Genomic DNA, 12,722 nt, shown 5'->3' with positions numbered 1-12,722 from the left:
TACTCACCCGTCCGCCGCTAAGCACCGAAGTGCTCCGCTCGACTTGCATGTATTAGGCACGCCGCCAGCGTTCGTCCTGAGCCAGGATCAAACTCTCCATAAAAGAAAAGCTGAATAGCTCATTGACTTGCTAGCGAGATTTTTCAATCTCATTATGGTTGATTGCTCAACCGATTTGCTTACTCACTCGTTGTTCAGTTTTCAAGGAACAATGCTTGTCTCACAACTTCCTCTCGAAAGCCGGAAGACCAATATATCACAGTTACTTTTCTTTTGCAACTTGTTTATTTCAAGTTACTTTGTTTACTGCATGTCCCGCAGCAACTTTTATAAGATACCACAGGAACATCGTACGAGTCAACCTCTGATGCGCATGTTTTATTTTTCCAATTTACAAGAGTACAACTTTGACCCCGATCAACAGCAATACCCCTGGCACACCTAGCACGGTCGCCGTCCCTAATGTCGCCGTATTGATCGGCAGCTCGACATGCGTGTAACCGCTGAGCAGATTCAGCAAATACAGCAGAAACGCTGCAACGACAACATTTACTCCCAAGGAGGCCAGCACTCTGGTGCCGCCCCGACTGCGAAGAACCGTCATGATCAGCAACAAGGACGACAGAATAAGCACACCCCAAATTGCAACGTTAACTACCATCTCTATCCCTCCAATAAACGATCGCTGTCAATTAAACTGATCCCCATCTTTTTCGCCTGCTTGATAAGCATTTCAAACCTTTTCTCCGCTGCTTCCAGCGCATAGATTGCGTAGTCAATCTGGTCCTTCTCCACCGCAAATTCAAAATGTGCCTGCGCAGACTGCCAAGTCAAGTGAGCCCCGCGAATTTCCTCAATCAGGAGCTGCTTGTCCCTTATGGCGGCCTGCTTTTGCGATTTTAACGACGGTTTCTTCAAGCCTTGCGTACCTAATAGTTCCGGTCTCACGGACAGGCCTCCCTTTCTCCCCATAGCTGGTTTGTTACATGCATATGAGGAAAAGAGCGCAGACAGAACAACAAAAAAAGAGAGCCTCTCGGCTCTCCCTCTACCTATAAACTTATAATTCCCTGCGGCCTTCCATCGCTTTGGACAACGTGACTTCATCCGCATACTCCAAATCGCCGCCGACCGGCAAGCCATGGGCGATCCGGGTTACGCGAAGCCCGAAAGGCTTCACAAGCCGAGATAAGTACATCGCTGTCGCTTCGCCCTCAATATTCGGATTCGTCGCAAGAATCAACTCCTGCACCGTCTCGTCCCCCAGCCGCTTGAGCAGCTCGGCGATATGAATCTGGTCGGGACCGATCCCCTCCATCGGAGAAATCGCGCCATGCAGCACGTGGTAATAGCCCTCAAATTCTTTGGTGCGCTCCAGCGCCGCCAAATCCTTCGGCTCCTGCACGACACAGATGACAGACCCGTCCCGGCTCTTGTCTTGACAGATGCGGCACGGATCCACGTCCGTAATGTTGCAGCAAACCGAGCAGTAGTGCAGGTTCCGTTTCACATTGACGAGCGACTTGGCAAAATCGATCACATCCTCCTCTTTCATACGGAGCACGTGAAAGGCCAAACGTCCGGCCGTCTTGGGGCCGACTCCCGGCAAGCGGGAGAAGGCATCGATTAATTTCGCTATCGGTTCGGGGTAATGCAAAGGAAGGACTCCTTCATCGTTATAAAGTTGTGACTCTCAGCTGTTTGTTTAGAACAGGCCTGGAATGTTCATGCCGCCTGTGAATTTGCCCATATCTTTGTTGGCGATTTCTTCCGCTTTGGTCATTGCATCATTAATCGCTGTCAGCACAAGGTCTTGCAGCATTTCAACATCGTCCGGGTCAACCGCTTCCGGTTTGATCGTGATGCTTTGTACTTTTTTGTGGCCGTTCACCGTACAAGTAACAACACCGCCGCCGGCTGTACCTTCGATGACTTTGGTACCCAGCTCTTCTTGCGCTTTCATCATTTGCTCTTGCATTTTCTTCACTTGCTTCATCATTTGGTTCATGTTATTCATAACAGATCGCTCCCTTATCGTTAATCTTCTTTAATCGTAACTAAATCCTCGCCAAACAATTGAATCGCTTCGGAAATCCATTCTTCCTTCGCCGGCTTCGCAGGCCCATCCTCGGCCACGAGTTCCATGACTTCCGGAGGCGCGACAGTCGACTCGCTCTTCGCATCGTCCCATTCTTTGCGCATGACGGTCAGAAGCCGCATCGGTTTGCCAAATACGGCGCCAAGCACCTGCTCAATAATCAGCTTGTTCTCCGGCTTCTCCGTCGTGTTGCGATGCATCTCATTCTTAAAAGCAACAAGCACCGCATCGTCCAGCACGGAGACGAGATCGCCGTTGACGAACCAGGCATGAACGGTGATCTTGCGTTCCTTGACGTCCCCGAGCACCTGAGCCCATTTCATGAAGCCTGTCTTGGTATCCGGCCCTTCGGCCGCCTTAAGATACGGCTCCAGCTTGAGGCCGGACTTCTTCGTGGGCGCGGAAGCCGCAGCCACTCTGGCAGGCGGAGCCTGCCTCGCCGGGCCGCCGTCTGCGGAACCCGCCACTCCCGATTTTACCAGTCCTGCCACCTGTTCTTCAAGTTGTTTCAACCGCCGGGTGAGCTGCTGCACGAGATCGCTCTCCAGCGACGGTCCGCGCCCCGACTCTGCGGCAGGGCTTGACACCCCTGAGCTTGCACCGCGGCTGCCGCCGCTGATTTTCAAAATCGCAATTTCCAGCAAGGTCTGCGGCTGAACGGAGTATTTCATCTCGCTCTGATAGTGGTTGAGCGTCTCGATCATCGCCATCATTTCAGCAGGTGTGAAGCTCGCCGCGACGTTCTGAAGATCTGCCATGTCGAACACGCGCTCGGCAATGACTGGCGAATTCGGCACCATGCGAACCATCAGCAAATCGCGGAAATAGTGGATCAAATTTTCGATGCATTTGTCGGCGCTTTTGCCTTCCTGCATGAAGGTGTCGATCAGTTCCAGTGCATTGCCCAGCTGACCGTCCTTGATATAGAGCACAAGCTTCTTGAATTGATCCGAAGCCACGCCGCCGGTAATCGCTAGGACGTCCGACAGCTGGATTTCGCCCGTTGCAAAAGAAGCCGCCTGATCGAGTAAGCTGAGCGCATCCCGCATCCCTCCGTCGGATAAGCGCGCGATATAATGCAGAGCTTCCCGATCGATCGCGATATGCTCCTGGTCGCAGACATACTGCAGCCGGTCCACCTGATCGTCAAGCGAGATGCGGCGGAAATCGAAGCGCTGACACCTGGAGATAATCGTTGCCGGGATTTTATGGGGTTCGGTCGTCGCCAAAATAAACATCACATGCGCCGGGGGTTCCTCCAACGTTTTGAGCAGGGCATTGAACGCCTCTGTCGTCAGCATGTGCACTTCGTCAATGATATAGACCTTATGCCTGACTTCCGTCGGGGCGTATTTCACTTTATCGCGGATGTCGCGAATTTCTTCCACGCCGCGGTTGGAGGCCGCATCGATCTCGACCACGTCCATGACGGCGCCTTCGGTAATGCGCTGACAAGCCGAGCAGTTATTGCACGGTTCTTCGGCGGGGCCGTTCAAGCAGTTGATCGCTTTGGCCAAAATTTTGGCCGTGCTTGTTTTCCCCGTTCCCCGAGGACCGTTGAACAAATAGGCGTGCGTAAGGCGGTTTTCACGCAAAGAGTTCTGCAGCGTCTGCGTAATGTGCCGTTGTCCGACGACATCGCGGAACGTCTGCGATCTCCACGTTCGATACAAAGCGATATGGGCCATTGTGTTCCTCTCCAATAATCCTGTGCGGATTGACTGACTCCATTATACTATAAGCCTTCTGGGGATGAAATAGAGGTTGTGCCAAGTGTGCCCTACAACAAAAAAACGCCCCATAAGGGACGTTGTGCGCTTCGTATGTAAAAACTGTGCACCTGTTATTGATAAAGGGATACAAGCGTACTCTTATCGTTAGCTCAAATTAGGCAACCCTTCGGCACATGAAACATCTCACTTACGGCTGCTTCCTTCCGGACCTGACCGGGTTCATGAGCATCCATTGCGAAGGACCCGATTCTCAACACCACGTGTAAAAGCCAGACCTCACATCACAGTACCGCTAACAGGAATTCAACCTCGCTACAGCGGATTGCGAGTCACAGGGCACCGCTACCTCCCCGTCTAGCACAGTAAAAATAGTATAGCCGATTGAGTAGCAAATAGCAACCAAGGGGCAAAAACTACCTGCTGACCATGATCACATTGATTTTATAGCGCGGCATGTTGGTGTCGAGCGCCATCTGCGCTTGAGAGCGCAGCTCTTCTACCTGCGCAGGTGTCAGACCTGCCTTAGGCGTCACTTTCACGTTGACGTTAGGCCCGTGGATCGCAAACTTCGATTTCTCAACGCCAGGCAGTTGATCCAATACAGCCTTCATCAGGAGGGCGTCGTCATCATAATGATGATACGTTGGATTCATCGGATTGTTCGGATTGACGCTGGTAATGCCGAGTAAGCCGTCCTGCTTGTAATTCTGGGTTTTATAAGTTCCATTGTCCGTGGTCTTGTGCGCACCGCAGGCCGCCAGACCGCAGATGAGCACAACCGATCCTGTCCATTTGAGCAGAGCCTTGAACATAAAAACACCTCCATTGGACTCGTAAGCCTACGCTTAGGATGACCAATGGAGATTGTCTTATGCCGATTGCTTCGAAAGCAATAGCTGCCAATTAGATGCCGTATTTCTTTTTGAATTTGTCGACACGGCCGCCTACATCGATAAACTTTTGTTTACCCGTGTAGAAAGGATGGCAATTGGAGCAAATCTCAACGCGAAGATTTGACTTAATTGAACCCGTTTCGAACACATTCCCACAAGCGCAAGTCACTGTGGTTGCATGATAAGTAGGATGAATACCTGCTTTCATGTTGGTTCACCTCTTTCCGCCCTGAATCATGTGCTGATCCAGAGTTAATGGACGTACTTTTGCATTGTAGCATACCTGCCGCGGCGGATGCAATGGCAATTCTATAAGTTTAAAAAGCTTCGCAAACCCTTTATAACACAGGCGTCAGCGTGCGTTCACTCGTATAAAATTTAGGCGTGTGCGAGTACGATCCCAGCACAACATCCGGCAGTTCCTCTTCGAAAATCTCCAGCATCGCTTTCATGCCGAGCAGCTCGCTCTTGGCCTTCGGAATGATGCCCAGATAGCTTTCAGGGTCGATATTCAGGTTGCGGAGCTGGATCAGCTTCAGTCCGGTGCGGCGCACGAAGTCGATCATCGCTTCGATCTCTTCCTCGCGGTCTGTGACGCCCGGAAAGACGAGATAGTTGATCGAGGTGATGACTCCTTTATCCGCGGCGTAGCGGAGCGATTTTTCAACATTCTTGAGCGTATAGGCTCTCGGCTTGTAATATGCGTTATAATGCTCATCGATCGCACTGATCGTGCTGACGCGCATCAGATCGAGCCCAGCATCCACGATGCCGCGGATATGATCGGTCAACCCGGCATTCGTGTTGATGTTGATGTAACCCGTCTTGGTGATCTCACGCACCTGCTTGATCGCAGGGATAATAATCGCCGCCTGTGTGCTCGGCTCTCCCTCGCACCCTTGCCCGAAGGAGATGATGCTGTCCGGCGTCTTGAGATGCTCCAGCATAATCTCGGTGATCTCATCGACGCGCGGCTTGAAATTCATCCGGGTCTGCGGCGCCACGAAGCCGCTGTCGTCCGGCTGTTCGGAAATACAGCCGAAGCAGCCCGCGTTGCACGAGTAGGATACTGGCACGGCACCTTCCCAGCGCTGCAGGAACGTGTTGGACGCCGTCAGACACTCATAGCCAAGGGCGCAGTTCGACAAGTGCGCATACAGACGATTTTCCGGATATTTGGCCGTGAGGTGCTTCACTTGGGATTCCAGTACGTCCACGTCACAATTGACCGGATTCCAGAAATACGGGTTATCCGTCAAGCGAGCAGCAACATAGAACCCGTCTTCCTTCCATACCACGGCGGTATACCCGAAAAGCGGCAGCGCCTTGGATTTGTCCGATTTGACGTAGCCCGGCAGAAGCAGACGCGTAAAGCCTTGCGGCAGCAGCGCGCCGACGGCGTGATAGTCGCCTTGGACCAGCTTCATCTCGCCGGTTTCGGCATCGATACCGACCGGTCGCGTGAACGGCAGAGAGACGAGCGTCGCGCCTTCCGGCAGCGGGATCAGCTCCTCGTCCAAAATCTCAGTAATCATCTCGGCATTTCGGCCTAACGCCAAATAGTCGGGATGATCGAATACATTTCCTTCTGTATCTGAATAAACCAAATTCATAACGGTACTCCTCTGTACATCAAAGGACAATCGATCGTCACGATTGCCCTTGTTCTTTATTAGGATGCTGAGTTTTTGACTTTTCCTTTGTGGGACGAGCTGCCGGAATTGTGGCTGCCCTGACCGGCTGAAGGTACCGACAGCGAATCCAGGAACTCCTGATTCGTCTTCGTATCGGCCAGCTTCTTGATGAACGCTTCCGTATATTCATGCGAATCGTTCATGCCTTTGCGAAGCGCCCAAATTTTCTCGAGCTCTTCTTTGCTGAGCAGCGCCTCTTCGCGGCGCGTACCCGATCTGCGAATATCAATTGCAGGGAAGATGCGGCGTTCCGCCATTTTGCGATCCAGATGAAGCTCGAGATTGCCCGTGCCTTTAAATTCTTCATAGATGACATCGTCCATACGAGAGCCGGTTTCCACAAGCGCCGTCGCCAGGATCGTCAGGCTGCCGCCTTCTTCGATGTTGCGGGCCGCCCCGAAGAAACGCTTCGGACGGTGGAATGCACCGGGATCGATACCACCGGACAATGTACGTCCGGTAGGCGGCACAACGAGGTTGTACGCACGTGCCAGACGCGTGATGCTGTCCAACAGGATGACAACGTCCTTCTTATGCTCGACCAAGCGCATCGCGCGCTCCATCACGAGCTCGGCGACTTTGATATGATTTTCCGGCAATTCGTCGAACGTGGAAGCGACAACCTCGCCTTTGACGGAGCGCTGCATATCTGTCACTTCTTCTGGGCGTTCATCAATGAGCAGGACGAAAAGTTCAATTTCCGGGTAATTCGTCGAAATGCTGTTGGCAATTTCTTTGAGCAGCAAGGTTTTCCCTGCTTTTGGGGGAGCGACGATCAAACCGCGCTGGCCAAGGCCAACGGGAGCGAGAAGGTCCATGATCCGCATGGACAGCTTATTCGGTTCTGTTTCCAGCGTGATCCGAGTATCGGGGTAAAGCGGTGTCAGGGCTGGGAAGTGCAGGCGCTCTGCAGCGGTTTCCGGCTTTTCTCCATTAACCGCTTCGACCTGCAAAAGTCCAAAATACCGTTCGTTCTCCTTCGGAGGACGGCATTTGCCGGACACGATATCGCCGGAGCGCAAATCGAATTTGCGAATCTGCGAAGCGGAAATATAAATATCTTCCGAGCTCGGCAAGTAGTTGATCGGCCGCAAGAAACCGAAGCCTTCCTGCAGGATGTCCAGCACGCCTTGCATAAACAAAAATCCGCTTTCCGCCGCTTGAGCACGTAAAATGGCAAAAATAAGTTCTTTTTTCTTTAGCGTTCCGTAGTAAGGAATCTGAAATTTCTTCGCTAGTTTATATAATTCAGTAAGCTTGAGGACTTCAAGCTCGGCAAGCTGCATACTCATGTCACGACCACCAAACTATTAAATTTTCAATTGGATTCTAGCATTGCCTGCCCATCGGCAATTTATTCCGACTCGCGCCAAACTTCTGCGCCAAGCGCAGATAGATTAAAGACTAAATTCTCATATCCGCGATCAATATACTCGACGCCGGACACTTCGGTAATACCGCCGTTTCTCACGCTGAGCCCGGCAATGACAAGCGCGGCGCCTGCGCGAAGATCCGTAGCCCTTACCTTGGCGGAGCTGAGCTGCGAGCCTTCGATGACAGCGGAGCGTCCCTCTACTTTGATTTTGGCGCCCATGCGCACAAGCTCGGGAATGTGCTTGAAGCGATTGCTGTACACATGATCGGTCAAAATGCTGACGCCTCTCGCCTGGCATAGCAAGCTCGACATTGGGGATTGCAAATCCGTTGCAAACCCTGGGTAAATTAATGCTTTGACGTCCACGCTGGCATAATCCGGCTGACCTACGACACGAATCGACTCATCCATTTCATAGATATGTACGCCCATCTCCTGCAGCTTCGCCGTAAGAGCTTCCAGATGCTTAGGAATGATGTTGTCCACCGTGATGTCACCGCGCGTTGCTGCGGCCGCGATCATATACGTGCCCGCTTGAATGCGGTCCGGAATAATCGAGTGGCGGCAGCCGTGCATTTCCGAGACGCCTTCAATGCGGATCATGTCGGTGCCTGCCCCTTTGATCCGCGCGCCCATCGAGTTCAGCAGCGTTGCAACGTCGATGATCTCCGGCTCTTTGGCCGCATTCTCAATGATCGTAAGCCCTTTGGCCCGCGATGCGGCCAACATAATGTTGATCGTGGCCCCTACGCTGGCCATGTCCAGATAGATCTTGGCCCCGCGCAGTTCCTTGGCCCGGATATGCAACGCGCCGTTCTCGTTGCTGACGACAGCGCCCAGCGCCTCAAAGCCTTTGATATGCAAATCGATCGGCCGCGGCTCGAAATTGCAGCCCCCCGGCAGCCCGATCGTCGCTTCACCGAAGCGTCCCAGCAGCGCGCCCATTAAGTAGTAGGAGGCGCGAAGCTTTTTCACATTGCCGTTCGGCATCGGAATCGACTTCATCTGGCTCGGGTCAATCGTCATCCGATCTTCGTTCCAATCAATCGTTGCGCCTAGCTCGGTTAAAATCTCTGTATATATAGCCACATCGCTCAGATGCGGCAAATTATCCAACGTGACAGGTGTTTCAGCAAGTACAGCAGCAGGAATCAGTGCAATTGCGCTGTTCTTGGCACCGCTAATTTGAATCGTTCCGCGTAGTGGACGCCCACCAGCAACCATCAATTTCTCCAACATGCGTCTCCCCCTAAATCAGGTACCAACCATCTTACTCCTTGCAAACAAAAAACGAAAAAGTCCAAATTGACATACGCATGACGAAAGAAGACATAAAAATGCCTTTCATGTGCTGCATTCCACAGCATTTTACCGATCTACCCTATCAAATCCGGCATTTACGCATAAAACTAGCAATCAATGCAACTTACTAAACTAAGAGAAATAGGCGCGAGGAAATAGAAGAAGGAAACGCGTGGGAGAGCACATCGAATGACCAACGATACCATCATCCGCTGCGCTTTCCTGCATTTCCCGTACGATCTATAGAAGTTCGAATTAAGCTTGGTTGCTGCTTCCGAACAATTCGATTTTGGATTTAACAACGTCGATCATAGCGTTACGAGCTGGGGTTAAGTATTTACGAGGATCGTATACTTTCGCATCTTTGTTCAGAACAGCGCGGATGTTCTCTGTGCAAGCTACTTGGTTCTCCGTGTTTACGTTGATTTTGCCAACGCCAGCTGCGATGGATTTGCGAATCATTTCGTCCGGAACGCCGGATCCGCCGTGAAGAACAACCGGAACTGGAATCGCTTTGGATACCGCTTCGATGATGTCGAAATGGATGTTAGGCTCGCCAGCGTACATGCCGTGTGCTGTACCTACTGCGATTGCCAAACAGTCAACGCCTGTCTCTTCGTAGAAACGGATCGCTTCTTCAGGTTTCGCCAGGTTAGCGTGCTCTTCGTCCACGGAGATGTCGTCTTCTACGCCACCGATTGTACCAAGCTCACCCTCAACGGAAACGCCCATTGCATGAGCAGCTTTCACAACTTCTTTGGTCAAACGAATGTTTTCCTCAAAAGAGTAGTGGGAGCCGTCGAACATAACGGAGCTGAAGCCCGCGCGGATACATTTCATTGCAACTTCGAAGGAGCTGCCATGGTCAAGGTGCAACGCGATCGGAAGACCAGATTTCTTTGCCGCTGCTTCTGCAATGGCAACCGTGAATTCAATACCCATATATTTCAGTGCGCCTTCGCTGACACCATAAATGAACGGGGATTTCAATTGGATTGCTGCTTCCACAATCGCTTGAGCAAACTCCAGGTTGTTCATGTTAAACTGACCAACCGCATATTTGTTCGCTTTTGCCTTAGGTAAAAATTCATTCATTGAAACCAATGCCATGTTTCTCTTCCTCCTAGAACCTTGTAGTAGATGCGTCAACCGCTCTTTGTCATACCTGAGTATTATAGCACATAACTTTTCAAATGATAACCAAGCCTGCGCCGTTGACATAAAAAAAGACCCTATTCCTAGGATCCTACTGCGTAATTCGAGTTTGATTCATTTTTAAGCTGCATATTAACCGCCATACGGAGCTCGTCGATATCAAATGGCTTCGTAAAATGCATGATCGCACCCAAATCCGTCGCTTCCTTGATCATATCCAGTTCTCCGTACGCGGTCATCATAATCACTTTGATCGAGGGGTCGATCGCTTTGACGTGCTTCAGAATATCGAGCCCGTCCATACCGGGAATCTTCATATCCAATAAAATGAGATCGGGCGAAACATGGTTCACAATCTCGAGCGCCAGCTTGCCGTTTGAAGCTTGATACGTGTCGTACCCTTCATTGCTGAACACTTCCATCAGGAGCACGCGAATTCCATTTTGATCATCGACAATCAACACTTTTTTCTTCACCAGATAAGCTCCCTCCCAAATAGCCGAATAACTAGCTCCCATATCTACGATAGTGTTAACTATTCGCTATTCATTTTGGTTTTCCTTCCCGGGCGGCAAGCTAAATTGAAAACTTTTACAAAAAAGAGGATTGTCGGGATTAAGGCATCTCGCTTAAGAATTAGCGCCCGATCAACTGCGCTGCTTTGACGAATTCACGGAAAAGCGCCTGCGGACGGTTCGGACGGGACGTGAATTCCGGGTGGAATTGCACCGCCAGGAACCATGGGTGGCCTGGAAGCTCCACCATCTCAACCAAACGTCCATCCGGGGACGTACCGGAAATGCGCAGACCCGCCGTCTCGATCAGCTCGCGATATTCGTTATTGAACTCGTAACGGTGACGGTGTCTTTCGTACACCAGCTCATCGTCGTAAGAGCGCGCAGCCAAGGAACCTGGCACCAGCTTGCACGGGTACAAGCCAAGACGCATTGTGCCGCCAAGGTTTTCGATGTCTTTTTGCTCCGGCAGAAGGTCAATGACCGGATAAGCCGTCGTCGGATTGATCTCGGAGGAGTTTGCACCGTCCAGACCGCACACGGAACGCGCGTATTCAATCACAGCGACCTGCATGCCAAGGCAAATGCCGAAGAACGGAATCTGCTTCTCGCGCGCATAGCGGATGGCCGCCACTTTCCCTTCGATCCCGCGATCGCCGAAGCCCCCTGGCACCAGAATCCCCTGAACGCCGGAAAGCAGCTCGTCCACGTTGTGGTCGTACACTTCTTCTGCGTTCACCCAGCGGATGTCGATCTCCGAATCGTTGTCGATGCCTGCATGGCCCAGCGCTTCCACGATACTCAGGTACGCGTCATGCAGCGCCACGTATTTGCCGACAATCGCAATTTCCGTGCGCTTTGTCAGGGATTTGACTTTGCGAACAAGGCTTACCCATTCCGTCATATCCGGCGCGTTCGTTCTCAACTTCAAATGGTTGACAACATAATCGTCCAAACCTTGCTCACGAAGCATCATCGGTACTTCATACAGCGTCTCAGCATCTTTACATTCGATAACTGCTGCCGGATCGATGTCGCAGAAAAGCGCCAGCTTGCGCTTCATATCTTCGGTCAAGGAGTGCTCTGTCCGGCACACGATCACATGCGGTTGAATACCCAGACCGCGAAGCTCCTTCACGCTGTGCTGCGTCGGTTTCGTTTTGACTTCGCCAGCCGCTTTGATATAAGGAATCAGCGTCACGTGAATGTACATAACATTCTCGCGGCCGATATCGTTCTTCATTTGACGGATCGCTTCCAGGAACGGCAAGCTCTCGATATCGCCCACCGTACCGCCGATCTCGGTAATGACGACGTCGGATTGCGCCTCGCGGCCCGCGCGAATGACGCGCTCCTTGATTTCGTTCGTGATGTGCGGAATCACTTGCACAGTACCGCCCAGATACTCGCCGCGGCGTTCCTTCGTAATGACAGAAGAGTACACTTTACCGGACGTCACGTTGGAGCTTTTCGACAAATTAATATCAATGAAGCGTTCATAATGGCCCAAATCCAGATCCGTCTCCGCACCGTCGTCGGTAACAAACACTTCGCCGTGCTGATAAGGACTCATAGTCCCCGGGTCAATGTTGATATAAGGGTCAAACTTCTGAATCGTTACTTTGAGACCTCTGTTTTTCAGCAAGCGCCCCAAGGAAGCTGCCGTAATTCCTTTGCCCAGGGATGACACGACGCCCCCTGTAACGAAAATGTATTTTGTCACTATGTACGCCTCCTAAATTTGTGGAATGAGATAATAATAAGACTGCTTGCAAACGCCCTAGGTGTGTAAGCATTAGCTTCTGCTAAATAAGTGTTTTCATGAACGTTTCCTGAAAAAAACGCTAAAAAAACAAAAAAAGTGACACCCGTAGTGACGGGGCACTTTTTGTCCAATATAAGAATAAGCGATTCCGAACTCTTATATGCTGGATAAACGCCGAAGCGAATTGTTAAG

The 12,722-nt window shown here is 51.4% G+C and carries 13 protein-coding genes, 1 rRNA gene and 1 other RNA gene; all 15 read right to left on the bottom strand.

What is annotated here, in order from left to right:
* Positions 1 to 103 (bottom strand): 16S ribosomal RNA (locus tag ABE504_RS30910); the annotation flags it as partial.
* Between the two features lie 288 nt (positions 104 to 391).
* Positions 392 to 661 carry a pro-sigmaK processing inhibitor BofA family protein gene (locus ABE504_RS30905; protein WP_430096384.1) on the bottom strand — a complete coding sequence of 90 codons (270 nt, stop codon included), beginning with the start codon at positions 659 to 661 and terminating at the stop codon, positions 392 to 394.
* A gap of 2 nt (positions 662 to 663) precedes the next feature.
* On the bottom strand, positions 664 to 948 hold the full coding sequence (locus ABE504_RS30900) for a DUF2508 family protein (RefSeq protein WP_430096383.1): 285 nt from the start codon (positions 946 to 948) through the stop codon (positions 664 to 666).
* 112 nt (positions 949 to 1,060) lie between these two features.
* A complete protein-coding gene (gene recR, locus ABE504_RS30895; protein WP_126141338.1) occupies positions 1,061 to 1,657 on the bottom strand; it encodes a recombination mediator RecR in 597 nt (198 codons plus the stop codon).
* Positions 1,658 to 1,705: 48 nt separating this feature from the next.
* On the bottom strand, positions 1,706 to 2,017 hold the full coding sequence (locus ABE504_RS30890; protein ID WP_161407144.1) for a YbaB/EbfC family nucleoid-associated protein: 312 nt from the start codon (positions 2,015 to 2,017) through the stop codon (positions 1,706 to 1,708).
* A 20-nt stretch (positions 2,018 to 2,037) separates the two neighbouring features.
* Entirely contained in the window at positions 2,038 to 3,786 is a 1,749-nt protein-coding gene (gene dnaX / locus ABE504_RS30885; protein WP_430096381.1) for a DNA polymerase III subunit gamma/tau, read from the bottom strand.
* A gap of 144 nt (positions 3,787 to 3,930) precedes the next feature.
* Positions 3,931 to 4,194: signal recognition particle sRNA large type (ffs, locus tag ABE504_RS30880), an RNA gene on the bottom strand.
* Positions 4,195 to 4,244: 50 nt separating this feature from the next.
* Complete coding sequence (locus tag ABE504_RS30875; RefSeq protein ID WP_430096379.1) at positions 4,245 to 4,643, bottom strand: hypothetical protein; 399 nt, start codon at positions 4,641 to 4,643, stop codon at positions 4,245 to 4,247.
* Between the two features lie 91 nt (positions 4,644 to 4,734).
* Positions 4,735 to 4,932, bottom strand: coding sequence for a 50S ribosomal protein L31 (rpmE, locus tag ABE504_RS30870; RefSeq protein WP_126141334.1), 198 nt, complete (start codon positions 4,930 to 4,932; stop codon positions 4,735 to 4,737).
* 130 nt (positions 4,933 to 5,062) lie between these two features.
* On the bottom strand, positions 5,063 to 6,337 hold the full coding sequence (locus ABE504_RS30865) for a radical SAM protein (protein ID WP_430096376.1): 1,275 nt from the start codon (positions 6,335 to 6,337) through the stop codon (positions 5,063 to 5,065).
* A gap of 59 nt (positions 6,338 to 6,396) precedes the next feature.
* Positions 6,397 to 7,710, bottom strand: a complete 1,314-nt coding sequence (rho, locus tag ABE504_RS30860; RefSeq protein WP_430096375.1) for a transcription termination factor Rho — start codon at positions 7,708 to 7,710, stop codon at positions 6,397 to 6,399.
* Between the two features lie 62 nt (positions 7,711 to 7,772).
* Positions 7,773 to 9,029: a UDP-N-acetylglucosamine 1-carboxyvinyltransferase gene (locus ABE504_RS30855; RefSeq protein ID WP_430096387.1), complete on the bottom strand. Its 1,257-nt coding sequence runs from the start codon at positions 9,027 to 9,029 to the stop codon at positions 7,773 to 7,775.
* 321 nt (positions 9,030 to 9,350) lie between these two features.
* Positions 9,351 to 10,205: a class II fructose-1,6-bisphosphate aldolase gene (gene fba / locus ABE504_RS30850; RefSeq protein ID WP_430096373.1), complete on the bottom strand. Its 855-nt coding sequence runs from the start codon at positions 10,203 to 10,205 to the stop codon at positions 9,351 to 9,353.
* A gap of 128 nt (positions 10,206 to 10,333) precedes the next feature.
* A complete protein-coding gene (locus tag ABE504_RS30845; RefSeq protein WP_126141330.1) occupies positions 10,334 to 10,726 on the bottom strand; it encodes a response regulator in 393 nt (130 codons plus the stop codon).
* A gap of 160 nt (positions 10,727 to 10,886) precedes the next feature.
* Positions 10,887 to 12,488, bottom strand: coding sequence for a CTP synthase (locus tag ABE504_RS30840; RefSeq protein ID WP_430096371.1), 1,602 nt, complete (start codon positions 12,486 to 12,488; stop codon positions 10,887 to 10,889).
* Positions 12,489 to 12,722: the final 234 nt, after the last annotated feature.

The organism is Paenibacillus oryzisoli (assembly GCF_050467285.1).
Classification (GTDB): domain Bacteria; phylum Bacillota; class Bacilli; order Paenibacillales; family NBRC-103111; genus Paenibacillus_E; species Paenibacillus_E oryzisoli_A.
Note: the sequence above shows the minus strand (reverse complement) of the source record. Positions and strands in the feature narration are given on the sequence as shown.